This is a genomic window from Pseudomonas spartinae (genome assembly GCF_965197125.1).
In the GTDB taxonomy this organism is placed as follows: domain Bacteria; phylum Pseudomonadota; class Gammaproteobacteria; order Pseudomonadales; family Pseudomonadaceae; genus Aquipseudomonas; species Aquipseudomonas composti_A.
This window is the reverse complement of the sequence record NZ_CBDAMB010000011.1, coordinates 1-22839: the sequence shown is the minus strand read 5'-3', so window position 1 is coordinate 22839 and position 22839 is coordinate 1. Positions and strand designations below refer to the sequence as shown.

The following is a 22839-nucleotide window of genomic DNA, read 5'->3' as shown; positions in this document are numbered from 1 at the left end:
CCGGTTATGCCCCGGAATGGGGCGAGCATTGCGCTCAGCTGCGCTGGGTGCTGAGAGTGGCCTGAGATTGGACGCTGGAGAGTTGAACAGCGCTGGTTGCATGAGTGGGGAGTGGCAGAGTCAGCAAGGTGAGTGCCAGCAGATTGCTCAGCAGCCCCGCCTGACGGGCGCGGCGGTAAGTGTCGGTCATCCTCGATCCCCCTTTTTTTCTGTTATGAACCTAGGCGTAGCAGACGAATGCCAATGTGTCACGGTATTGGCAGCAATAACTGTGCAAGTTTTTGCCAGACACCTGCTCTCCTGCAGCCCTTGAGCATTGGGATCGCTGAGTCAGTCGAGCCGATTGACCTTGGGGAACTTGGCGCTGAAGGACTCAGGCATCGGCACCACCTTCGACTGCAGGTAGTCGAAGAACACGAAGCCGGATTTGGCCATCGCCACCAGCGCGCCGTCAGCCGGGCGGGTGATACGGAAGGTGATGTCACCGCCGTACTTGTTGAAGTCCATTACACCCACTTCGAACAGCAACTGGTCGCGCGCATGGGCTTCGGCCCGGTAGGTGGTGGCCAGGTCAGTGACGATGATGCCAGTGCCTTTGCCATCGGTTTCGCGGATGCCGAACTCGAAGAGAAAACGGGCGCGCGCCTCGGAAATCATCGAGATCATCGAGTCGTTGCCCAGATGGTTGGCGCCATTGATGTCGGTGACACGCACGGTCAGGTGGGTGCTGTAGTAATACTGGTCTTCGGGAAAGTCGAGGGTCAGGCGTGCCATGATGCGGCCATTGTCCGTAAAAACCGCAATTGTAAGCCGCAGCCTGCCTCAGCGGTGCAAGCTGTTGAGGTGATAGAAGGTGACTCGGCCGCCTTCATTGTCCGGCCCGTAATTGTCCTGAATGTAGGCGCCTGCCTTGAAGTACAGGTGCTGAGTGCTCCAGGCGCTGCTCAACTGACGGTAATAGCTGCCGTCGTCGCCATCCGCGCTGGCCACACTGATGCCGATACGTCCACTGGGCGTCACCCGCAGGTCGTAACCGAAACGCTCGCCAAGCTGAACGTTTTCCGCCAGCAGGATGTTCTGCACCTCGCTGTCGCCTGGGTGTGCGCGCAGCAGCAGCTCTACGCGACCAACGCCGCGGCGGTAGTGGTATTGCAGCTTGATCAACGGGTCATTCTGGCTGCCCGGCACATCGGTGCTGTGGATCTGGCCGATCACCACCTTGTTACGACTGGGCACCTGGTCGACCTGCAACACTGCACTGAGGTAGCTGTCCGCACTCGGATGCAGCCAGTTGTCCAGGTTACCGTCGCGCTGGGTTTCGCGCAGCTCGCTGCGTGGGTAGCGGGCATCGGCTGTGGTCGAGCCGGTGACCGGCACCCAGAAGGTCACACTGCCGTCGGCATTGCGGCGAAAGTAACGGCTCTGATAGCCGTTGTTCAGGCGCTGAGTGGTGATGGTAGTGGGCGTCGGTTCAGTGGGAATCGACAGATTCCAGGTGGTGAGGTCGAGCACGGGCTTCTCTGCTTGTCGGTTGAATGCTCTAGTTCGTCCGTGTCCGAGGCCAGAGGTTCAACCGCCCCAGCCATCGAGCCAGAGCGGTTGCTTTAGATCAGGCAGCAGGACGCTGCTGACGTTGGTAGAGAAACTCCAGCACGGCGGCTCGGTAGGCGTGGTACTGGCTTTCGTGTGCCAGCGCCATACGCTCACGCGGGCGCTCCAGCTCGACTTTGAGAATATCGCCGATGGTAGCTGCCGGACCGTTGCTCATCATCACGATGCGGTCGGAGAGCAGCACCGCTTCGTCGACATCGTGGGTGATCATGATCACCGTGTTGCCCAGCTCCGCGTGGATCTCCATCAGTGAGTCCTGAAGGTGGGCGCGGGTCAGGGCATCAAGGGCGCCGAACGGCTCGTCCATCAGCAGTACCTTGGGTTGCATGGCCAGCGCGCGGGCGATGCCGATGCGCTGCTTCATGCCGCCGGAAATCTCGCCGGGGCGCTTGTCGCGGGCATGCGTCATCTGCACCAGAGCCAGGTTGTGGTCGATCCAGTCGCGCATCTCCTGACGTGACTTGCTGCCCTTGAATACCTGGCGCACGGCCAGCTCGACATTCTCATAGCAGCTCAGCCAGGGCAGCAGGCTGTGGTTCTGAAACACCACGGCGCGCTCCGGACCGGGCTCGGTGACCTCACGGCCATCGAGGATCACACCGCCGGCGGTGGCCTGATGAAGCCCCGCGACGATATTCAGCACTGTCGACTTGCCGCAGCCGGAATGGCCGATCAGTGAGACGAATTCGCCCTTGTCGATTTTCAGATTGACGTTCTGCAGCGCGCAGAACAGGCCCTTTTCGGTGGGAAAGTCGATGCCGACATTGGTCAGTTCGAGATGCGGATGGCTCATGACGGGGCTCCTGGATCAGCGCAATACAGCGTTCTTGTCCCAGCTGAACAGCCGCTGCAGGACAAGCATTAGACGGTCGAGGGCGAAGCCGATCAGGCCGATGACGATCACCGCCACCATGATCCGGCCAAGGGAGTTGGAGCTGCCGTTCTGGAACTCGTCCCAGATGAATTTGCCCAGACCCGGGTTCTGCGCCAGCATCTCCGCGGCGATCAGCACCATCCAGCCGGTGGCCAGGGACAGGCGCAGACCGGTGAAGATCATCGGCAGTGCGGCTGGCAGCACGATGCGCCGTACGTGGCTCAGTGGTGAAAGGCGCAGTACCTTGCTGACGTTATTGAGGTCCTTGTCGATGCCGGCCACGCCCACCGTGGTGTTGATCACCGTGGGCCACAGGCAGCACAGCGCCACGGTGAAGGCCGAGGTGAGGAAGGACTTGGCGAACAGCGGGTCGTCACTGACGTACAGAGCACTGACCAGCATGGTCACCAGCGGTAGCCAGGCCAGCGGTGAGACGGGCTTGAACACCTGTATCAGTGGGTTGAGCGCGCTGTACAGCGACTTGCTCAGGCCGCAGACGATACCCAGCGGAATGGCCAGCAATGACGCGATCACGAAGCCGGCCGCCACGGTATAGAGGCTGGTGAATATCTGCTGGATGAAGGTCGGCTTGCCGGTATAAGGGCGGATCTTCACCTCGGCGGCCGGGTTCTTGGCCAGCAGGGCGGCGTTACGCGTCTCCTGGCGCTCATAAAAGGCGGCGGCCTTGTCCTGCTCGCGCTGGTGGGCTGCCATCAGTCCGGCGAACTGCTCACTGACCTGCAGCGGCCCGGGGAATTGGCCGAGACTGGTCTGGATATGATTGGCCAGGCCCTGCCAGCACAGCAGGAATACGGCTATGCCGAGCGCCGGCAGAATCAGGCTGCTGGCCAGGCGTTTGATCAGGGCGCTGTGACGCGCCGTCTTGAGAGTCTGCTGGATCGGGGTGGCGACGTTGGGATTGCTCATCGTCCTGTCCTCTGGTCGGTTGTGGCGCCGCAGAGCGGCGCTGCCAAGCTGGCTTAGAGCGCGCTGTCGCCCTTCAGACCAATGCTGAACTGCTGCAGATAGGCGTTGGGCTGGTGGCCGTCGTAGACGACGCCGTCGATGGTGTCGGCGAGCGGCTCGCGGAAGCCGTCCTCATCGGCCGCAGGGAAGTCGTCCGGCGAGGCCAGGCCTTCGCTGATCAGCTCGGCGGCCGCCTCGCGGTAGATATCCGGCAGGAAAACGCGCTTGGCGGTTTGCAGATACCAGCTGTCCGGCTTGGCTTCGCTAATCTGCCCCCAGCGGCGCATCTGGGTCAGGTACCAGATGGCATCGGAGTAGTAGGGGTAGGTGGCGTGGTAGCGGAAGAACACGTTGAAATCCGGCACCTCGCGCTTGTCGCCTTTCTCGAACTCGAAGGTGCCGGTCATGGAATTGGCGATCACCTTGGCGTCGGCGCCGACGTATTCAGGGCGCGAGAGAATTTCCACGGCTTCGGCGCGGTTGGCGTTGTCGTTCTCGTCAAGCCATTTGCCGGCGCGGATCAGAGCCTTGACCAGCCGCTTATGGGTTTCCGGGTTGGCCTCGGCCCAGCTACGCGAGACGCCGAAAACCTTCTCCGACATATTCTTGCGTATCTCGTAGTCAGCCACGACGGGCACGCCGATCCCCTTGAACACGGCCGCCTGGTTCCACGGCTCGCCGACGCTGTAGCCACTGATGGTGCCGGCCTCCAGAGTGGCCGGCATTTGTGGCGGTGGGGTCACCGAGAGCAGCGCCTGGGCGTCGATCTGGCCGCTGATGTCACCTTTCTCGGGAGCATAGTAGCCGGGGTTGATGCCGCCGGCGGCGAGCCAGTAGCGCAGCTCGTAGTTGTGCGTCGACACCGGGAACACCATGCCCAGGTTGAACGGCTTGCCGGCGGCGGCGTATTGCTCGATCACCGGCTTGAGCGCGTCGGCCTTGATTGGGTGCAGGGGCTTGCCGTCTGCCATGGGTACGTGTGGCTTCATCGCCTTCCAGACGTCGTTGGAAACGGTGATGGCGTTGCCGTTGAGATCCATGGTGAAGGCAGTGACCACATCGGCCTTGGTGCCGAAGCCAATGGTGGCGCCCAGCGGCTGGCCGGAGAGCATGTGTGCGCCATCCAGCTCACCGTCGATCACGCGGTCTAGCAGCACTTTCCAGTTGGCCTGTGCCTCGAGGGTCACGTACAACCCTTCATCCTCGAAGAAACCCTTCTCATAGGCGATGGCCAGCGGCGCCATGTCGGTGAGCTTGATGAAGCCCAGTTTCAGTTCGGCCTTTTCCGGCTCGGCAGCGTGTAGCAGAGGTGCAGTCAGCAAACTGAGGGTCAAACCCAGCACAGAAAGGCGGCGATTGGGGGATAGGCGATGGCGCATGGCAATTCCTCGACTTGCAGAAACGAAAAAAGACGTCGCAGACAACCTGAAGCCGATGGCAACAAGGTGTCTTTGACGTCTTTGTCTGTGTGTCCGAATCACCGCCGTTGGCGATCAGGAGCGTTGTTGGGTTTCCCTTAGCAAGGCTTTTGCCAGATCGCTGGACCGCAGAGCTAATGCGTCGGCATCACCATATTTTTCAATGAGATACAGAAAGCCAGATGGCTCTTGAGAAGAGCCGCGTGCCTGTATGAACTGCCCAAATACTGTGCAGCAGCCATGCGGCTGGCCAATTTCGGAGCGTGCAGTGCTGCTCAGCTGCAGGAGTGCTGCTGCTTGAGTTCGACGAAGTCACGTAACCAGTGCAGTACCTCGACGGCTTCCCAACGGGTTGGGTCAAACAGGGCATAGGCGAGCCCTTGATAGCCAACCACGTCTAGCTGGCGATGGTAGCCAGCGCGTTGCAGCAGTGCCTCGATTTCGGCGAAGCAGGTATTGAAGTGCTGGCGATTAAAGGGCGTGCGGTTCTCCATGACGATTCCCTCGAGCAACAGCTCATCGACCATGTCGCGCACGCGCTCCAGCGGCATGCGGTTCACTCGGTGTTTCAGCTGCAGTACGTCCAGCATGATGGTGCTCCTGTTTGATCGGTGTTTTACCTGCGGAACAGGGTAATCGAAAAATACTGTACAAATAAACAGTATTGGGTGATAGTGACCTCACTCAGGCGACAACAACCCGTCCACCGCACCGATGTGGGCGCCTTGCAAGGGGGTATTGGCAATGCAACAGATGCTGATGACGATTGTGCTATTGGCCCTGCTCAGTGGCTGCGCGCAACCACAGGTCGAGCGACCACAGGCCAACGGCGCCTATCTGGTCATCGAGGGCGAGCAGGCCTGGGCCGTGCTGGTTTCAGATGGTCATCGAGTCGAGGAGGCGGGTGTCGTACTGGACGTGATTCGTCTGCCCAGCCACCACTCGAACATCGCAGCCAGTTACGTGATCGAGACGCCCAACTGCGGCAAGCTGCAGTGGCTGACCGAGCGACACGGCGCCGCTGAGGGAGAGACTACTCTGCTGCCGGCGTCCTTCAACGAGCAGCTGAGCAGACCTGGCTGTGTGCTGGCTCAAGGTCTGAGCCGCGCCTGGACGGCCCTCGACTATTCCGGCTGACTCACAGCGCGCGCTGTGCGCAGCGATACTCGACAGCAATCAAATGTCTTAAACAAAAAAGCGCCGCGACCTCAACGGAAGCGGCGCTTTTCGTTTGCGCGGTGTTGCGTGCTTACATCAGGTGCTGCTTGTCTAGCTCGATGGCGGCATCGAGGGTTTCCAGCAGCGCCTTGCGCACCTTCAGCTTGGTGTTCTTGTGCGCAGTCATATTGATCTTCTTCATCTGCTGCGCCACGGCTTGTGCGGTGCTCAGCAATTGTTCGGCCGGCACCACCTTGTCTAGGAAGCCGGCCTCCACAGCGCCTGCCGGGTCGAACATCTCGCCATTGATCACCGAGCGGTGGAATGCCGACTTGCGCAAGCGATCACGTGCCAGCTCGATGCCCACGTGATGCATGGTCATGCCGATCTGCACTTCATTCAGCCCGATATTGAAGGGACCTTCGACGCCGATGCGGTAATCGGACGACAGCAGAATGAACGCACCCTTGGCCACCGCATGGCCGGGGCAGGCAACGATGATCGGGTAGGGGTGAGCGAGCATACGGCGCGCCAGGGTGGAGCCGGCAGCGACCAGGTTGATCGCGTTCTGCGGGCCTGAGGTCATCACCTTCAGATCGTAGCCGCCAGAGAGGATGCCCGGTTGCCCAGTCACGATGACGATGGCTCGATCCTGCTCAGCGCGATCGAGCGCGGCATTGAATGCAGCGATCACATCGGGCGAGATGGCGTTTACCTTGCCATTGCTCAGGGTGAGTGTGGCGATGCCGTCTTCGAGTTGATAGCTGATCAGGTCGCTCATGGCAGTTTTCCTTGTTAGAGCCGCGGGGCCGAATGTGGGCAGAAGGTACTCAGCCGAACTGCTCTGGTAAAGCGCCGCGGCTGACTGGTGGGTCAGTGTTTTTGCCTATCGTGGCGATGTCGGATGGCAATTGGCCGAGCGCGAAGCCTGGCCTTTAAGGTGGGCGCGCACCAAAGGAGCAGCCTATGAATACCTTCAACTCCATTCTTTACATGCTGGCCGTGATCGGCCTGCTGCTGGCATCGGTGGTGCTCAGCGAAAGCCTCTACCTGCGCAGCCCGTCCGGGGTGCTGCTGATATTCGGTGTAGGCCTGTTCATGTCCCTGGGTTTCCTGCTATTTGGCCACATTCGCTTCGATGAGCAGCCCGCCGACAAGGACGACGAAAATCCACTACGCACTTAAGCGCATGAATCCTTTAAAAAAAATTTGCCTTCAGGAAAACATTCGACTACATTAGCGCACCTCGACGGGCTGCACAGCCAATCGAGATCCGGTGAAGTGTCCGAGCGGTTGAAGGAGCACGCCTGGAAAGTGTGTATACGGGAAACCGTATCAAGAGTTCGAATCTCTTCTTCACCGCCACTTTCGCAATACCTAAAGCCCTGAAAGCTAACAAGTTTTCGGGGCTTTTTGCTTTCTGGCTTTCGGCAGGTGTCGAAAAAGTGTCGAAGCCATCTTGAGTCATCCTCAAAGGGGTGAAATGCTCGCGAGATCATTAGCATAGGATCAACCGAAGCATGGACGCAGTCCGACTCAGCGAACTGAAAACACAAGCCGCCAGCATCGCCCAGCAAGAGTTCAACGAGAGCAGCTCGGCGGCGACGGAAGCGGTTCTTGCCGTTCTGGCATACGAAGAAACCCTTTATGCGAAGCATGGTCACCGCCAAAAGGCATCGTACACCTGGAAGATGATGCACAAGCATGGCCTGATAAATGCTGTCGAGCGGGTAGTGCAACGTGACGCTGAAACCTTGGGATATCAGGCGCTAAAAGGGATGGGGCTGGGAGATTTTGCCTTTGAGTCAGTGGTCGTGAGGCACCGAGAGGTGTTTACAGAAGCCGCGGTTATGCAGTCATTCCGGCGTCTGCGGGAGCTGAACGCAAGTATTCAGGGGATGCCGAATTTTTGGTGGGTTAACCACAAGCAAACACACGAAGACGAAGTTCGGGAAGGCTACATCTGGTCCCCAACAGCCAACAGAAACGGGGCGAAGAACCAGACCTATATCAATTTGACTCGGGTCCAGCCGGGCGACTACGTCATTTCTTATGCAGATGGCCTCATCCGAGCCATTGGAAGGGCAACCGAAGCCTACCGTGAAGAGAAAATCCCCAAAAATCACTGGGAAGCCGAGGGCTGGGATGCTGACGGCTGGATGGTTCCCATCGCATGGGTGAGACTGCCATCTCCGATCCGCCCCAAGTCTTACATCGCAGATATCGCGCCACACCTTCCAGCTAAGCATTCACCGTTACAGCCTAACGGGAATGGGAACCAGAGCTGTTACCTAGCCTCAGTATCAAAAGAGCTTGGAGCGTTGATTCTGAGTCTTGTAGAAGACAGTGCAACGCTTCAGCTTTCTCTCGTCAGTGTCACGGAGGCGGAGCGGAAGGAGGCAGAGCAGGTACGCGCTATTCAAGAGGCGGAGCTAACTGAAACCGAAAAGGAACAGCTTGGTAAGGCTCGTATAGGGCAGGGGCTTTTCCGGTGGCGTGTATTGCAGGTAGAGCCACGGTGCCGCATCACTGGCGTCCAAGATCCAGCTTTTCTAATTGCAAGCCATATTAAACCTTGGCGCGAGAGCGATAACGTAGAGCGGTTAGATGGTCGTAATGGACTAATGCTTGCGCCCCACGTAGACAAATTGTTCGACCGAGGCTGGATCTCATTTGAGAACAACGGCGAACTGATCGTTACGGAAGGTGCGAGCTCGATTCTGGAAGCCTGGAAGATTGATCCTGCGTTAAACGTAGGGGCGTTCTCCCGGGAGCAAAGCGTGTATCTAGAACACCATAGGAACTTCATTCTGAAGCGGAGCCGCATAGGGGATTGAGCGTCAAAGCATCCTGCAGGTGGTCCGGCGACAGGTGCGCATAACGCATGGTCATTGCCAGCGACGTATGCCCCAGGATCTTCTGCAGCGTCAGGATGTTCCCGCCCCGCATGACGAAGTGACTGGCGAACGTGTGCCGCAGTACGTGCGTGGCCTGGCCGGCAGGGAGCTTGATCGAGGTCTTCTCCAGCACTCGGCTGAAGGTCAGCATGCAGTTGGTGAACAGACCGTGCCGCTTGAAGTAGATCTGCAGGGACTTTGCCAGGGCCTTATCAATCGGAATCGACCGGGTTCGCTTCGACTTGGTGTTGGCAAAGGTCACCATGCCGTTTCGCACTCGTTCAGGTGTCAGCGCCTGGGCTTCTCCCCATCGGGCACCGGTACTCAGACAGACGCGAGCGATCAGGCCAATACCTGGGCTGGTGGTGCGGTTATCCAGGGCCTCGAGCAGTTCGGCTATCTGGCAAGTCGAGAGAAACGAAATAGGGCGCTCCTGCAGGCGTAGCGGGCGGACCTTGGCCAACGGGTTCGGATAGTCGATATCGCCCAGGCGGTGCAGCTCGTTGAACAGGGCTTTCAGGTAGCCGAGCCGGTTGTTGAGCGTCTTGCCTTGAATGCCAGCCTTGAGCAGCTCGCTGCGTGTTTCGCAGAAGGCGTTGCCGGTGAGCTTGACCGCGATGGGGTCGCCCAAGTCTTTCGCCAGGTTCTGCAGGGTGCGGAGGATGGCGGCGCCATCAGCCAGGGCATGGCCATGCAGTTCGTGATACCGGGTGCACAGCTCGGAGAGGCGGCGACGATCTTTCGGCTTGGGCGTCCAGGCTGGCGAGTCGATGCAATTGGCCCTGCAGGTCGCTTCAAAGCGCTGGGCTTCACCCTTGGTCTTGAACGTCTTGCGGAAGCGACGGCCCTTGATGGGTTCAACGTCGACTTTCCAACGACCATCGCTCAGTTGCTCAATTGCCATGATGTCGGCCCTGGCCAAGAGCGTGAACGTCAGCGTGTTTGTCTTGTTTGTGTATTTGGCAAACAAACATCAGACAGCACGCCCCCAACGCACATGCCGTTCTTCAAGGATGCCCTTGATGTGCTTGTACAACCCGTCTTCATCCATGCCTTTCGCGGCATAGTGGTCGCGGATCACCGGCCAGCACTCCCAATCCTTGAGCCGATAGAAAGCCTTTCTAGCGCCCACTCGCTCCCGTGCCAGCAGGCTGACGAAGTTTCCCAGGAATAGCTCGACGTTCTTTCCCGAGAAGCCCCGCGAGGTCTTGTATTGGCGCTTGTACTCGGTTTCGTCCACCAGGGAATCAACGGGCAGATCTACGCGCACGTCGTCACGGATCAGCGTCCAAATCGGTTCGAAGTAGCCAGGGCGAGCCAGCAACTTGAACTGGCGTAGTCCATAGCGCCACAGGCCGTCTAGGTGCGGTGCGAATGCTGCGTAGCTGTTGGTTTCGATGGTCTGGCCGCTCTGCAGGTCGAACGAGCCAGAGGCGAATTGCTGGATCACTGAGTGGTGATAACGCAGCTCGACGCGCCACACGTCTTGCTCGGGGTTGTAGTTGTCCGGGTCGGCTTCGTCGAAGCTGTCGCGACGCTTCCAGACGTTTTCCCAATAATCGAGCTTGTCGATGGAGCGGGCCTGTTCGGTCTTGTTGTAGATACCCAGCTGGACCCCACCAGCCGAGCCGAACAGGTAGGACTGGCCTTTGCCATAGGTGGCAGACTCCAACGTCCACTGGATTTCCTTGATGCCGGAAATATCACGGGCAGCGCGTGCGCGGCAGTGCATACGGGCGACCAGATCGGCGGGCGGTTGCCATCCCTGCAGGTCTAGCGCGAGGTGGACGGCGCATTGGTTGCGTTCAATGTTGGTCAGGACGTGGCTGGCGTAGTAGTCGAGACGTTCCTGCAGGCGCTCGGGGCAAAACTGGTCGATGGCATGGGGTGACACTTCGATTTTCAGGTGTGGGCCAATGTTCTCGATTTTGGCGTTGAAGTTCTTCACCAGCAGGATGATGCCCAGGTCAGCGTTCTGTAGCTTGTACTGGTAACCGGAATCCTTGCTGACGCGACCCGAGTGCCAGCGCTGGCCAGCGAAATCGACGATGGTCCCTGGCTTGTCGAAGAGGCTCATGATTTCCGGGCGGATCAGGCCACGGTACAGCTGGCGGACGGTATCGACGCTACAGGCAAGGATTCGGACGTTGGAAAGGTCAGTTATCCGAGCAGTCATGCTGTCGAAAAACAGCCTACCGGTCGGGGTCTTCTTGAACTCACGATCTACCCGGAGTTGGTCTTTAACTGCCATTTTCTAATGCTCCAAATAGTGCCGAATCGACACGTTTAACCTTGGTTTATCTGACGTGCTACAGGGACGTCACCGGCGCGCGCCCGCGCGGGTCCCGCCCGCAAGCGGGTGCCCTCCCGCGCGGGCGCCTAGCCGGGTGACGTCATGAATTTCACGCAAGCGCAAGCAAGCTCCCCACTCTGGCCTTGGCCAAGGTAGGGACATGCGATTGAAGGCGTTACGGCAGCAGTTGGAAGATGCCGATGACCAGCAGTGCTGCTGCGACGAAGAAGTAGATGGCCAGCCTGAAAGGTGGCCCGGAGTTCTCTCGACGTGAGTCGAGGATTTCCTGAGCTTGCAGGTGGACGTATGAAGGGGGTGTTCGGGGCTTGGCCGGTGAGGGCTTCGGCTGTTCAGGTTGTCGTGGCCGGACCTTGTCCCGAGCGCTGAAATTGTCCCACGAGGCCTTTTGACCTCTACGGCGCAACTCTTCGCGATACCACTCGCGGTCTTCCAGACCCATGGGGACCTCCTATCCATTACCTGGCACCTTGCCAGCTAAGCCTACCTTGGGTGCATCGCAGACGGAATACCCAACGTCGACGCCTTCGAAGCGCAGCGATATGACGCAATCTGAATGGTAGTAGAGCTGGTAGCCCGCCTGGGTAAGGTCCGCGAAGCTGACGGTGGTGATGGGCTGCCCGTTCTGGCTGACACGCATCAGGCCCTTGATCACTTCGTGCCCGTCCCGGTTGCCGTGCATGATGGCCGCGATGTGCAGGCCATAGCCTTGCCAGGGGTGGGAGCGCTTGCCCTTGGCGTGATCTTCCCGCGAGGCCTGGGCGGTCTGCTCAGGTGCAGGCCTTTCATCAGGCACCGGCTGTTCATCGGGGGCTTCGTGGTGCTGTTCCGGGGCCGGCTCTTTTGCTTTGGGGCGAAATGGGTGCTGGAGGTTGGGCACCATGAACACCAGGATCAGCAGGCAGAGAGCGGCACCTTTGAACGTCCAGTGCTTCCAGAGAGGTGTCACGTCGGAAGCGGCCAGCTCTTCGCCGCCACCTTTGGTGTGCGAGCGATACAACTTGAAGTACTTGGGGTCGTAGCGCCGGACGGTTTCGTTGACGACTTCGCCGCGAATGCCGTCCTGTACCTTGCGGATGTAGGCACTGTTGCTACCGAAAGCCGTGGCTTTGCGCACCCGGTAGATCAGTTGCATGTTGTCGACGATGGCTTTGGAAATCTTGCCGTAGCTCTGCGTGATCAGGAGCACGTCAGCCGATTCATGGCGGTGCTCGGCGAACCACTCTTCGACCTGCTGGCTGGTCTTGCCGCGCGGAAAGACCTTGTGGCATTCATCGATGACGTACAGCGGTCCGGTGCCTGTTTCAGGATGTCGCCAGTCGTCACCAAAATGGTCGACGCGGGAGAAGGCGCGGACGTTGCCCTGATCGTGGCGTAGCTCCAGGAGGTCGATGGAGCCCGGGCAGATCGCTTCGAAGTAATCGACGTTCAGCGGCAGGTTGGTGATGACCTTGCGGCCTTTGTTGAGCGCGGGCAGGACGTGGAAGACGCATGCTTCATAGGACTTGCCGCCGCCAGAGGGACCCATCAGGAGGTTCTGCATATCAGGACCCCCAGCGCACGAATGGAATGGTCTGCAGGGCGAAGCGGATTACCAGCGCTGCGACGATGATGGCGATGGCCTGGGGGATTTTGACCAGGCCGAGCATGTTGGCCGCCTCAGCCGGGATCATGGCGTAGTAGGTGCCGGGGTCGAAGGGTATGGCGATGGCGTTCAGAGCGCCGATAGCGATGCCCAACAACGCATCGAAGCCCCAGCAGCCGAGGTCGGTGATGATGTTCCACAGATCAGCAAAGACCTGCTTGAACACAGCCAGCAGCCACTTGGCGAAATTGGCGACCTTTTCCAGGATGGCGGAGAAGAAGCGAAAGATACCGGCCATGTCAGCCCCCGAAGATCAGTGCGCGCGAAGTGAACAAGGCGGTGACCATGAATATGATCCCGATGAACTCGAAGACGTAGCAGGCCACGTCGAAGCCGTGCTGGCCGAAGTTGATGTAGCCAAGGTCGAAACCGAGGCCATAGGCCGGGCAACTGCCGGAGAAGTTGGGCACGAATGACTGGAGAAAGCTGATGAAGGCGCTGGCGTCTATTTCGGCCTTGCGGCTCTGCCAAACTCCCTCTAGACCATCTGGGTATTTTTGTTCGTAGAAGGGTTCGACTTCGGGAAAGTCGGCGTCCTGGAAGTCACCTTGGAACTCTTCTTCGCTGGGCTCTTCGGTGGGTTCTTCGCCTTCAGGCTGGTTATCGGCCGTTTCGGTAACGGTGGTTTCACCGTCCGTTGTGACCTCGGTTCGCGTGGTGGTGCTGTAGTCATAGTAGTTGTCGCCGTAGGTGTAGCTGTAGCTGTTTTGCACGGTGGTCGTGTAGGTAGACGTGGTGCCGTCCGGCTTGGTGGTAGTCGTGGTGCTGCTGATCTTGGGGCCGAGCTGCAGTGCGGGCCCCATGAGCTGGCGACGCTCTACTAGACTGTCATAGCAACCATCGGGATTGTTGGCGCCGTTACAGGAGGCTTTGATCAGATCGCGGAGCCATTCGGTGTTCTGGACAGAGGTCAGAGCGTCCTTTAACAACTGATCATCAGCGGTGGTAAAGGGGGAAGTGGTCGAGGCTTGAGGATCGGCGTAGCAAGTGCCTGCAACTGGATTGATCCCATGTGGGCAGTTCATATAGATACGCCGAATAGCCTGAAAACCGCCGACGAAATTTGGCTGTAAGGCACAAGTAGCTGATGACGTAGTTACGTCATAGGCATTCCAGTTAGACGCAAAGCTTTTGCATGAAAGCTGTGGAGTAGTAAAAAGCTGATTGTCTTTACCTGGCCAAAAGTAACCGGTTGTGGTGATCACTGGCTCTTGAGTACGGACGGGCTCACCTGTCAACGGATCAAACGACGCCCCTGGTATCTGTTCGATTGCCCAAACAACCGCAGCCGTAGCCGCAACGGTTGCCGCAGTAGCTACCCCGCCACGAAGGGCGCCTATAGCTTTAGACGCGATTTTGTCCTTACCCACGACCACTGCAGGTGTGACTTTCACGCCCATCTTTTCCGCACCGTAGTAAGCGCCGGGGCCATAGGGCGTACTGATCGCGCCAGTTTGCGCGGTCTGGCCCGGCAGGATGGCTACACCTGTGCGGGGTGGCCCGGAGGTAAAGCGGTTGCCCGCTGAGTGTGAATCGGCATATTCGGCGCCGTAGAAAGCGGCAGAGCCTGCAGGTGTGCTGATGGCTCCGGTGGTGGCGGTCTGGCCGTTGATGATGTCGCGAGCGGACTGGCCGTGTTTGACCGTCTTGCGCGTAGCGGAATAGGCCTCGGTGCTGACGAGGATCAGGCCAGCGATCAGAAGCGTGATTTGAATCCAGCGATTGCGGCCCATGCGCCTAGCACTCCGGCATGGAAGACCAGGGCGTAAACGACTGTGGCCAGGTCTTCGGAGGTGAATACGAGCGGTTCCATAAAGTCGAAGGGAGCCTTGCGGCCCCCTCCCTCCGGCCCTTAGGCCTTTTTCACACCACGTTTGCCGAGGTCGATGCCTTTGAAGGCCATGGCGATGCCGATGATGGCAACGCCAGCAGTGCCGACCCAGGTGGCGACGGTGGAAAAATCAACAGCAGCGAAGATGGCTTCCATCTCGTGTTTCCTCTTTCAGAGTTTTCGGAGTGCGGAGAGCACCGCACCGACTTTCAGCCCCACCATGTAGAACCCCAGGGTCAAGGCGAACCCGGAGCCGTACACGGCGGCGACTGCTTCGGCTGTAACCATTGCTGATCACCTCCAAAGAACGGCCCAACTACTCCGCCAAGCTGGGGTCACGAATGACCTCAGCCATGGCGATGCAGTCGGGGCAGATCACGAGGTCGGGCGCCTTGTTCAGATCGGGCAGCAGGTCGGGCTGGGGGGCGGACTGGTTGTAGAGCTGGCCCATGGGCTGCCCACAGCAGTCGCACAGCACGCGATCAACGATCAGCACGGCGGCGCCCTCCCGTTAGGCCTTGGCCGCGTCCGGCTGGGTGCCGGTCGGCTTGGGCTGTTGTTGGGTGCCTTGCGGGGCAGCAGGCTTGCTGGCCTGAGCGGGCTTGGCGGACTCGACGTGCAGCAGGATGAACTTGCCCGCGTTCTTGGAGCCGCGTTCGATTTCGGCGGTTACGCGGACGTTTTCGAGTACGTCGAAGCCCTTGCAGGCCTCCCACACTTCGTCCAAAACGTCTTCGGCAACATTCATGGACATGAGCGAAACGCCGAGGTCTTTTTCACCATCGGGCTCGTCACCGAAGAACAGTTTGACCAGTTTTACGTTGTCGAATTGAACGCGCTCAGCGCTGATGAATGCCAGTTCCATAGTGGTGCGTGCCATGTTGTGTTTCCTCGCTTGGTTGCGCGGTATTGCGCGGGTTTGCCTTTCAGCAGGCCGAGCGGGTCCACGCGGGCAAACTTCTCGTTTTTGCCCGGGTGGTTTTCTCGACTTGCCGAGGTTTTCAGTTAGCGCCGCTGGTGCAGCGGGTTTGGTTCAACACCAAGGGCTTTGCCCTTGTCATCCCACTCTTGCCGCCGAGGGCTCGGGAGCGCGGGGCGGTGGAGCTGCCCCACACTCACGAGCGGAGGCTATTCAGGGTGGTGGGTGTTCAAGGGTGCGCTCCGCCCGTGCCTCCGTTTGGCCGAACGGTGGAGCGTGTTCGGACAAGCCGGGGGCGCGGCCCTTGACCGACATAGCAACGAGCGCGGCGGTCAGGCCTTTTAAGAAGCCGCGTGTTTCCGCCTGGGTGTTGGCTAGGCGCGGGTCTGCTGGGCGGGCGGTGCGGGCACCGTCCATGCGGCCAAACCAGTAGGCGATGCCGATGCAGTTAATGAGCAGCAGGCCGAGCATGACGATGGATGGAGTATCGAGAACGATCATGCAGTCACCCCTAGAACGGAAACTCGTCCGTTAGCACGGAGGTGGAGCTTTGAAAGGCAACGCTCCAGAACGCTGGCGGTCGGCGCGGTGGCTTGTGTTTCGCGCAGATGGAAGCCGGCTTCACTTGCCAACGTCCGGTCAATAAGTCCCTGGAGACGTGCACGGGGCGGCAATGGCTGCATGGTGTGGACGGGTAGGGCGCGGGTCGAGCCATCGCGCGTCGGGACCAGCACACAGAGCAGTCGCAGTTGTCGGCGTGCGGTTGGCGAACGTACTGGCTCAGGCCTTTCACTGATCGCCTCCAGCGCTTGGCGCTTTTCGAAGTCGGCGCCTTGCCCGAGGGCGAAGTCGTTGCAGCTGGTGCAGCCGCAGAAGTCGCCACCGCAGTCGCAGCGGTAGTCACCGAAGTGGCCGGATTCGCAGTACGGGCGAACCTGCAGGCAGTCCTGGCAGAGCATGAGGTTGTCTGGCTTGCTCATTGGCTTACCCCCGTAAACAGCACCACGCGGGTTTTGCCGAGCTTCACGCTCTCGACTGCGCCGGTTCTGATCCAATACGCGACCTGTTCGACGGGAACACCGGCCAGGGCGGCGAAGGCGGCTTGCGTATAGAAGGGAGGATTCATGCCGTCCACTCCTGTTCCAGCAGCCAAGTGCGGAGCAGGGCGCTATTGACCATGCGGCGTTTGCCTAGCTTTACGGTGGGGAGAACGCCTTTCATTGCCCAGGCACGCGCGGTGCCGTAGGTCAGGCCGTTACGGTCGGCCCAGGACTCGACGGTTTCCACGTCCTGTTGCGGGCCTATCAGCTTCGAAGGTTCCAGCTCTTCCAGTTCCATGCTCGTTCCGTCACTATTCGTGTCATTAAGTGGCTATTGTGTCGAGGCAATATTTACTCCGAGGCAAAGGTTACTCCCTGATGGCGAGGGAGTAAATAGTGCCTCGATTTAAATTATTTATATGGAAGATATAAAAGATAGGGCTGTTCTATTGATTCGTATGGCTGGGCCCAAAGCACTGAGCCTGCTAGGGGAAACGAATCACGAGCGCTGGAAAAACATAAGCAAGGGCGCCATCAGGATGGGTACCGACGAGATTGCTGTGCTGGTGAAGATGTACCCGCAGTACGCCTTGTGGCTGGCCAGTGGGAATATAGCTCCGGAAGTAGGTCAAACGAGCCCTGAGTACGACAAAGCAAATTCAAACTTGCCCGATCAAAGCGCGGGATAGCGATTACAGAAAAAGTGGCCAAGCGCTGGTTTAGGCGTGGTAAGTAGATAGGGATATAAGCAATGGCAAGATTTCTTAACACAAGCGCAACAAACTATTTTCTCGAAGAACTGATCAAGAATGCTAAGGAAAGGCTGGTTCTCATAAGTCCCTTCCTCAAGTTAAATGATCGAATAAAAGAACTTCTCATAGATAAAGATCGATTAAAGATCGATGTGCGCATTGTCTACGGCAAGAGTGAGCTTCAGCCGGAAGAAATACGATGGCTGAATGAGTTGGCTTATGTTCGAACTAGCTTCTGCAAAAACCTGCATGCAAAGTGCTATATGAATGAAGAACTGTGCATTATTAGTAGTCTGAATTTGTATGAATTTAGTCAGGTTAATAATAATGAAATGGGTGTGCTAATAGAGCGCGGCTCAGATGCTGAGTTATATAAGGACGCTTACGAGGAAGCGCAGAGGATAATCCGAATCAGCGAAGAGGTGCGGATCAGCCTTGAGCGAGTCAGCAATGACACTGAGAAGGATGAGGATGGCTCAGACGAAGAAAAGACAACCAAGCTAACCTCCTCGAAGCTAGGTCAGCGATACAAACTAAAGGCCGCAGAGTTTTTAGATAAAATGGTTGAGTTGGGCTATCTAGAGCTCAATAGTGGTAAGCACCAGCTGACAAAGAAAGGCGTGGATGTGGGCGGGGAGCTAAAGGTGAGTCCAAAATTCGGGGCTTATTTCCTATGGCCTGAGGATATTACGCTGTGAATGTATGTGTTCTGCTTTGCCGGAAGCAGGGCAGATAGCACTGAATGCGATCAGGCTAATTCAAATTTGCTCAATCAAAGCGCGGGATAGCGATTACGGCACGAGTTGCTAGAAGTTGGTTCGCTCGAAAGGCTTGATTTAAAGTTGTGCTGCCCTTAGTTGCAAGCTTTGTGAGTTAGGGTTTCGGAGGGAAGTAATTAGATGGCGGATGCTGAAGAGAATCTTAAGGATTATGAGGTTATTGCAAGCTTCTATGAAAATGTCGGGAAAATGTTAACGGCTATTTTTAAGACGCAGCAAAGCTTGTTGGGAGCTAGTGTCGCAGATTGTCTGCAGGAAATTCATAGCTTTGCGTCGGATTACCCTCCGCACGAACTGATAGACTCTCCAAATGCTCTGCAGGTTCTAGATGTTAGTGCATCTATGCTGTTGAAAGATTTGAATGCACTAAAAGACTCGAAGCTTAGGGGGGATACGATTGAATTAAGAGAGGTTTTGGTTAAGACGATACAGTATTCCTTGCGCCCTCTAATAAAAAGAAGAGTAGGTGATATTCCTTTAGCTGAAGCGGAACGAGCCAGGGAAAAGAGAGAAATCGAGCTTTTGACAATAAGAGCTCGTGAGCTTATTCGGCAAATGGCGAGTCAGGTTCTAGAGGTTGAAAGAATTAAGAATACTACTGCGGAGGTTATAAGCAGGACAGATGCGGATGTTAAGAGCCTAATCAGTAGGGTTGACGGAATTGAGTCGCTGGCAGATGAAAAGTTATTGAATATTGATAGTCTCTATGAGGACTCGCTGCGAAACGTTATTGATAAGGAAGAGCAGGTTAATCAGATGCTTGGGCATCTGTCGGGGCGTGCGATATCAGGCGACTTTGAAAATAATGCAGCAGATGAAAAGGGCATGGCGAACAATCTTCGTTATGCATCTGTTTTTTGCATGTTTTTAGTTGTTTCGATTGCGGGATATTCTTTTTTTGAAAGTACTAAAGAAGGCTTCGATTGGGGAAGTCAAATTAGTAGGTTTCTGTTAATGCTCTTAATTACCGTTCCTGCTGCTTATCTTGCTCGAGAGTCAGAAAGACACCGTAGGCAGCACTATAATTATCTCCAGAAATCGCTTGATTTGAAAACTATAACGCCATTCCTTGCTTCTCTTCCTGAAGAAGAACAGCATCGAATTAAGGCGCAAATAGCAGGTAAGCTTTTTGTTTCTACTGAAATAACTGCAAGTCCGCTGGAAACCTTTCCAATTAATACGCAGGAGCTAATTCTTGAGCTGCTAAAGAAAATTGAGTTGACGAGCGCAAAGGCAGCCAAGTAGCAAGTGATTTATAAAGGGCAAGGAAGCAATATGAAAACCGACTGGGACGACGCACCAGACTACCTACGCAGCAAGAAAAAGCCCGGTCTTTGGCGAATGGTGGCCATCCTGGGCGTGGGTTCCGCGATTACCTGGGGCGTGATCGCGCTGTTTGCCAAGCCAATCGTAATCAATGTGGATCAGCTCAAGCAGGCGATCCACGTAGACGGCAAACCCTTGTTTAGCCAGCAACCGGCGCCACAGCCCTACAGCGAGCCGGAACCACTGCCAAGTCTTTCAGAGGCTTTTGAGCCAGGTACTGTGCAGCAGAATTACCAAGCATTGGCACAGCCTCAGCCTTATGCCTCTATGGAGTGGACAGAGGAAGAAAAGGCGAGGGCGGTTGCCAGTGCGCAGAATGTCTTCAATGACAGTAACTACACACCCAAGCAGCCGGCCAGCACCTACACACCGCCCGCAACCCATCGCATAGCCCAAGCACCCCAGCAGACGCAGCAGCGACAGACCAATCGCGTACAACGAGAGCGAGACGGCCACTGGATCGATAAGTGGAGCGGTGGTGCTCGGTATTACGCGGAGTGGGTGATTGTGAATAACTACATTGATGGCGCTAGCGTATGCGCAAATCACCGTCGCGGATCAATCGACTACCGCGAATGCCGTAAGGGTGCTAAACAGTTCTTCAAAGATGAATGCAAAGGCTGGAGCGACCGCTACAGGCGCGACCGTAAAGACTGGAACGACCGCATGAAGCAGCGCTATTGCTCAGCGGCTAGCAACTTTAATCCGATGGGCTGAAATGCCCCTGCTTTACGAGGTCGCATCTGGATTTGATCAGGGTTGCTATCTAGGGCAGTGCTCCAGAAGCTCTTCAATTAGAATATGTACTTCAGTTGTAGGGTTGTCCTCACCAGTTTGAGATGCGTCATCAAGGGCACGCTTTGCATTTTCAATTGCATAAGGCTGCCTTTCCTTTAGAGCTGAGTAAAGGCCGGTAATTCCTTTTTGGTAATCTCTTATATGTATCTTAAGGTCTTTTGCTACCATGTTGGCTACAGAGCTTCTGCCTTGCTGTGTGTAAGAGGCTCTGTGGTATTTAAAGTGTAACACCAGCCAATATTCAAAGCATGGTATGGACCTAATCTGTGCTATGGGGACTCCATTTTTTGAATGCTTCAGTATTTCAGCGCAGGCGCGATGATAGCTTTCATGGTTGTCTCTATCAAAAACACAAAAAACTTTCTCTATTTCCGTGCCTTCAGATTTTAACTTATTAAATAAGCTAACTGCGTGATCTACGACGGATATTGGGGCAGAATGACATTCCCCGCATACCCTAATGGTTATGCTGGAGATACGCTCTACATTGCGCAGTTCATTAAAATAATAAGGCTCGGTTTTTTCGCCTTCACAAACAATCAGATAAAGTGGTGCGGGCTTCCTTGTGGCGGCCTTCCTGTGCAGGCTTTCTTTGTTAGTTCCCCTGCGCTTATGGAAAAGATTATCTGATCCCATCGAAGTGAATGTCCTGAATAAATGGGATTGCGCCAAATCTGCCGGAAAGATAGCCCTTTTCGATAGCCTCGCCATCTCTTACGCTATAATCTGATAGCGGATAAAGAGATGATGCCTGGCTCTTATCCTTGCTGATGAACCATACTTGGTCTCTACGCAGTAGTGAACGCTGGCTGAGTATAGTTGTATCGTGAGTTGTAAAGATGATTTGAGCCTTTGAGCCTGATTTATGAAGAATATCAACTAAGTGGTGCACGATGAGTGGGTGCAAGCTGCTATCTAATTCGTCAACAAAAAGAACTAGATCATTACTAATTACATCAAGCCAAGGGCCGGCAAAAGAGAATAGGCCTTGAGTCCCTTGAGATTCCTCATGAAAGTCAAAGTGAACCGGCTGGCCTTTGTCATCCTTCCTAATAAACTGGATGTCGTGAAACTCTTTATCTTTAAAACTCTTTGAAAATTCTTCCTTGAAGGCATCAGGCATATCGTCAGGGAAAGGAATGTCAGACAGTTTCTTGGTGATGACGTTGATTTCAGTTAAGTGAATGTCGGAGCTTCTGATGAAATCGATTACCTGTTTCTTGACTTCAGGTCTTTTGCATTCGCTTGCAGTGTATTGATGAGAAAGGGTGTCGGGCTTTAACGAAAATAGTCGCTGCTGAAACCAATCAAAGACGGGTTGAAGTTGCTCGCTGTTGTACTGAACAGCAACGGAAAGATATGAGGCATTCTTTCTGGTTTGCTTTTGCCAGTCGGATCGTAGTCTGCCGCCTTCAAATTTGTTAGAGAACTTATAGAAATATTCCTCAGATTGAGAGTCCCAAACGCGATGAAACCACTTCTGAGCTTTCCCAGAAGGATATGCAAATAACCACTCTTCAGTGACCATTTCAGGGTTTACACAAAGCCCATATTCGTACCTGATTTCGTTCTCGATAAAAGAAATCTCAAAGGAGGTATCTTTATTTCTGGAGTCCGCGCAAAGCTTGAATGGGGTTACTTTGATTTTCTCATTACTATTTGATTTTTGTGCGGATTCGGATACGAAATAAGATAGAAATTTAATTGCGTCAATTACGGTGCTTTTGCCAGATGCATTTGGCCCGTAAATTACAATCGATTTCAGGAGTCGAGGAAAGTCATGGATTCCAGTGTCAAAAGTATTTGTTTCTTCCTTGTCTTTAAAATACCTAGAAGCAACCATGCTTAGTTCGCAGGGCTCTTTAATGGATTTGTAATTTTCGACTCTAAAATTTACTAACATTTCATCTCCTGATGGTTTTTTGCGATTTTTCTGCAAAAAACACGGCGAAAAGAGATTAGACAGCATTTTTAGTTAGCGCGCAATCTCGTCTAGCACTGTTTTTGCAGTGACGCAAGGCTTTGAGGAGGTGCAGTGTCGAAAATGTGTCGAAATCATAGTGACGAATAGCGACGAATCGAACAGGCGAGGGGAGCACAAAGCCCGTATTGAGCGGGTTTGGCACGGACTGAAACGCTACCTAAACGGGTTCGAATCTCTTCTTCACCGCCACTTTCGCAATACCTAAAGCCCCGATAGCTGAAAAGCTTTCGGGGCTTTTTGCTTTTCAGCTATCGGCAGGTGTCGAAAGCCCGGTTTACTCGTAGTGCGACCAGAGACGAAGCACTTTGACGGTCTGTTCATCCTGCAGCACCTGTAGTGGCAAAGCCGGATTTACTATGCCGACTAGCTGTGTAAACCCAGTACGTTGTTCAGTGGAAGCGGTGCTCTGCTGATCGGGGGCAGGTATCCGAGGCTGGCGTGCAGTCGGTGCCAGTTGTAGTGATGCAGCCAGGGCAGCAGGTGCGCTGCTCGCTGCTGTGAAGTGTCGTAGCTGCGGGCATAGGCCCATT

At 55.9% G+C, this 22839-nt stretch carries 29 protein-coding genes and 1 tRNA gene; 7 read left to right on the top strand and 23 right to left on the bottom strand.

Annotation, left to right across the window (positions count from 1 at the left end):
• Window positions 1-330 precede the first annotated feature (330 nt).
• The 6 genes from ACN8M7_RS20875 to ACN8M7_RS20850 all read right to left on the bottom strand — a co-directional run bounded on the left by ACN8M7_RS20875 (window position 331) and on the right by ACN8M7_RS20850 (window position 5459).
• Window positions 331-774, bottom strand: a complete 444-nt coding sequence (locus ACN8M7_RS20875; protein ID WP_490262044.1) for a thioesterase family protein — start codon at window positions 772-774, stop codon at window positions 331-333.
• Between the two features lie 48 nt (window positions 775-822).
• On the bottom strand, window positions 823-1512 hold the full coding sequence (locus ACN8M7_RS20870; RefSeq protein WP_490262043.1) for a polysaccharide lyase family 7 protein: 690 nt from the start codon (window positions 1510-1512) through the stop codon (window positions 823-825).
• Between the two features lie 97 nt (window positions 1513-1609).
• A complete protein-coding gene (locus ACN8M7_RS20865) occupies window positions 1610-2404 on the bottom strand; it encodes an ABC transporter ATP-binding protein (RefSeq protein ID WP_490262042.1) in 795 nt (264 codons plus the stop codon).
• Between the two features lie 15 nt (window positions 2405-2419).
• Window positions 2420-3412: an ABC transporter permease gene (locus tag ACN8M7_RS20860; RefSeq protein ID WP_490262041.1), complete on the bottom strand. Its 993-nt coding sequence runs from the start codon at window positions 3410-3412 to the stop codon at window positions 2420-2422.
• A 53-nt stretch (window positions 3413-3465) separates the two neighbouring features.
• Complete coding sequence (locus tag ACN8M7_RS20855) at window positions 3466-4830, bottom strand: CmpA/NrtA family ABC transporter substrate-binding protein (RefSeq protein ID WP_490262040.1); 1365 nt, start codon at window positions 4828-4830, stop codon at window positions 3466-3468.
• A 314-nt stretch (window positions 4831-5144) separates the two neighbouring features.
• Window positions 5145-5459, bottom strand: a complete 315-nt coding sequence (locus ACN8M7_RS20850) for a hypothetical protein (protein ID WP_061237621.1) — start codon at window positions 5457-5459, stop codon at window positions 5145-5147.
• A gap of 154 nt (window positions 5460-5613) precedes the next feature.
• Between ACN8M7_RS20850 and ACN8M7_RS20845 the strand changes: the two genes are divergently transcribed.
• Window positions 5614-6006, top strand: coding sequence for a hypothetical protein (locus ACN8M7_RS20845; RefSeq protein ID WP_490262039.1), 393 nt, complete (start codon window positions 5614-5616; stop codon window positions 6004-6006).
• Window positions 6007-6118: 112 nt separating this feature from the next.
• Here the strand turns inward: ACN8M7_RS20845 and ACN8M7_RS20840 are convergent, their stop codons facing one another.
• Window positions 6119-6808 (bottom strand): crotonase/enoyl-CoA hydratase family protein, encoded by a 690-nt coding sequence (locus ACN8M7_RS20840; protein WP_061237623.1) that lies wholly within the window; start codon window positions 6806-6808, stop codon window positions 6119-6121.
• Between the two features lie 185 nt (window positions 6809-6993).
• On the opposite strand from ACN8M7_RS20840, the gene ACN8M7_RS20835 reads away from it, so the two are divergent.
• The 3 genes from ACN8M7_RS20835 (at window position 6994) to ACN8M7_RS20825 (ending at window position 8864) form a co-directional block, all read left to right on the top strand.
• The gene (locus ACN8M7_RS20835) at window positions 6994-7212 is read left to right on the top strand and encodes a hypothetical protein (protein ID WP_490262038.1); all 219 of its coding nucleotides are present in this window, start codon (window positions 6994-6996) and stop codon (window positions 7210-7212) included.
• 90 nt (window positions 7213-7302) lie between these two features.
• Window positions 7303-7392: transfer RNA gene (locus ACN8M7_RS20830), tRNA-Ser, on the top strand.
• Window positions 7393-7547: 155 nt separating this feature from the next.
• Window positions 7548-8864 (top strand): HNH endonuclease, encoded by a 1317-nt coding sequence (locus tag ACN8M7_RS20825; protein WP_490262037.1) that lies wholly within the window; start codon window positions 7548-7550, stop codon window positions 8862-8864.
• Here ACN8M7_RS20825 and ACN8M7_RS20820 read toward each other — a convergent pair.
• From ACN8M7_RS20820 to ACN8M7_RS20760, 13 genes are all read right to left on the bottom strand, one after another.
• Window positions 8833-9828 carry a phage integrase gene (locus tag ACN8M7_RS20820; protein ID WP_490262105.1) on the bottom strand — a complete coding sequence of 332 codons (996 nt, stop codon included), beginning with the start codon at window positions 9826-9828 and terminating at the stop codon, window positions 8833-8835. The genes ACN8M7_RS20825 and ACN8M7_RS20820 overlap by 32 nt on opposite strands.
• A 69-nt stretch (window positions 9829-9897) precedes the next feature.
• Window positions 9898-11175: a hypothetical protein gene (locus tag ACN8M7_RS20815; RefSeq protein ID WP_490262036.1), complete on the bottom strand. Its 1278-nt coding sequence runs from the start codon at window positions 11173-11175 to the stop codon at window positions 9898-9900.
• A 217-nt stretch (window positions 11176-11392) separates the two neighbouring features.
• Window positions 11393-11677, bottom strand: a complete 285-nt coding sequence (locus ACN8M7_RS20810) for a hypothetical protein (protein WP_490262035.1) — start codon at window positions 11675-11677, stop codon at window positions 11393-11395.
• Window positions 11678-11686: 9 nt separating this feature from the next.
• Window positions 11687-12778: a zonular occludens toxin domain-containing protein gene (locus tag ACN8M7_RS20805; RefSeq protein WP_490262034.1), complete on the bottom strand. Its 1092-nt coding sequence runs from the start codon at window positions 12776-12778 to the stop codon at window positions 11687-11689.
• Window position 12779: 1 nt separating this feature from the next.
• Window positions 12780-13118 carry a DUF2523 family protein gene (locus ACN8M7_RS20800; protein WP_490262033.1) on the bottom strand — a complete coding sequence of 113 codons (339 nt, stop codon included), beginning with the start codon at window positions 13116-13118 and terminating at the stop codon, window positions 12780-12782.
• Between the two features lies 1 nt (window position 13119).
• Window positions 13120-14613 (bottom strand): hypothetical protein, encoded by a 1494-nt coding sequence (locus ACN8M7_RS20795; protein WP_490262032.1) that lies wholly within the window; start codon window positions 14611-14613, stop codon window positions 13120-13122.
• 119 nt (window positions 14614-14732) lie between these two features.
• Window positions 14733-14867: a membrane protein gene (locus ACN8M7_RS20790; RefSeq protein WP_017361248.1), complete on the bottom strand. Its 135-nt coding sequence runs from the start codon at window positions 14865-14867 to the stop codon at window positions 14733-14735.
• Between the two features lie 160 nt (window positions 14868-15027).
• Complete coding sequence (locus ACN8M7_RS20785; protein ID WP_074678296.1) at window positions 15028-15207, bottom strand: hypothetical protein; 180 nt, start codon at window positions 15205-15207, stop codon at window positions 15028-15030.
• 15 nt (window positions 15208-15222) lie between these two features.
• Window positions 15223-15591: a hypothetical protein gene (locus tag ACN8M7_RS20780; RefSeq protein WP_490262031.1), complete on the bottom strand. Its 369-nt coding sequence runs from the start codon at window positions 15589-15591 to the stop codon at window positions 15223-15225.
• A 252-nt stretch (window positions 15592-15843) separates the two neighbouring features.
• Window positions 15844-16131, bottom strand: a complete 288-nt coding sequence (locus ACN8M7_RS20775; protein ID WP_490262030.1) for a hypothetical protein — start codon at window positions 16129-16131, stop codon at window positions 15844-15846.
• 10 nt (window positions 16132-16141) lie between these two features.
• On the bottom strand, window positions 16142-16423 hold the full coding sequence (gene pflM / locus ACN8M7_RS20770; RefSeq protein WP_490262029.1) for a lysogeny maintenance protein PflM: 282 nt from the start codon (window positions 16421-16423) through the stop codon (window positions 16142-16144).
• A gap of 183 nt (window positions 16424-16606) precedes the next feature.
• On the bottom strand, window positions 16607-16756 hold the full coding sequence (locus tag ACN8M7_RS20765) for a hypothetical protein (protein WP_490262028.1): 150 nt from the start codon (window positions 16754-16756) through the stop codon (window positions 16607-16609).
• On the bottom strand, window positions 16753-16968 hold the full coding sequence (locus ACN8M7_RS20760; RefSeq protein WP_013715705.1) for a hypothetical protein: 216 nt from the start codon (window positions 16966-16968) through the stop codon (window positions 16753-16755). Before ACN8M7_RS20760 ends, ACN8M7_RS20765 begins: the two co-directional genes overlap by 4 nt.
• A 453-nt stretch (window positions 16969-17421) precedes the next feature.
• Between ACN8M7_RS20760 and ACN8M7_RS20755 the strand changes: the two genes are divergently transcribed.
• The 3 genes from ACN8M7_RS20755 to ACN8M7_RS20745 all read left to right on the top strand — a co-directional run bounded on the left by ACN8M7_RS20755 (window position 17422) and on the right by ACN8M7_RS20745 (window position 20244).
• On the top strand, window positions 17422-18120 hold the full coding sequence (locus ACN8M7_RS20755) for a phospholipase D family protein (RefSeq protein ID WP_490262027.1): 699 nt from the start codon (window positions 17422-17424) through the stop codon (window positions 18118-18120).
• Window positions 18121-18321: 201 nt separating this feature from the next.
• Window positions 18322-19446, top strand: a complete 1125-nt coding sequence (locus tag ACN8M7_RS20750) for a hypothetical protein (RefSeq protein WP_490262026.1) — start codon at window positions 18322-18324, stop codon at window positions 19444-19446.
• A 30-nt stretch (window positions 19447-19476) separates the two neighbouring features.
• Window positions 19477-20244 (top strand): hypothetical protein, encoded by a 768-nt coding sequence (locus tag ACN8M7_RS20745; protein ID WP_490262025.1) that lies wholly within the window; start codon window positions 19477-19479, stop codon window positions 20242-20244.
• Between the two features lie 45 nt (window positions 20245-20289).
• On the opposite strand, the gene ACN8M7_RS20740 is transcribed toward ACN8M7_RS20745, so the two are convergent.
• The 3 genes from ACN8M7_RS20740 to ACN8M7_RS20730 all read right to left on the bottom strand — a co-directional run.
• Complete coding sequence (locus ACN8M7_RS20740; protein WP_490262024.1) at window positions 20290-20961, bottom strand: RloB family protein; 672 nt, start codon at window positions 20959-20961, stop codon at window positions 20290-20292.
• Window positions 20948-22228 (bottom strand): AAA family ATPase, encoded by a 1281-nt coding sequence (locus ACN8M7_RS20735; RefSeq protein ID WP_490262023.1) that lies wholly within the window; start codon window positions 22226-22228, stop codon window positions 20948-20950. Before ACN8M7_RS20735 ends, ACN8M7_RS20740 begins: the two co-directional genes overlap by 14 nt.
• 444 nt (window positions 22229-22672) lie before the next feature.
• On the bottom strand, window positions 22673-22839 hold a 167-nt coding region (locus tag ACN8M7_RS20730; RefSeq protein ID WP_490260286.1), incomplete at its 5' end, for an integrase core domain-containing protein.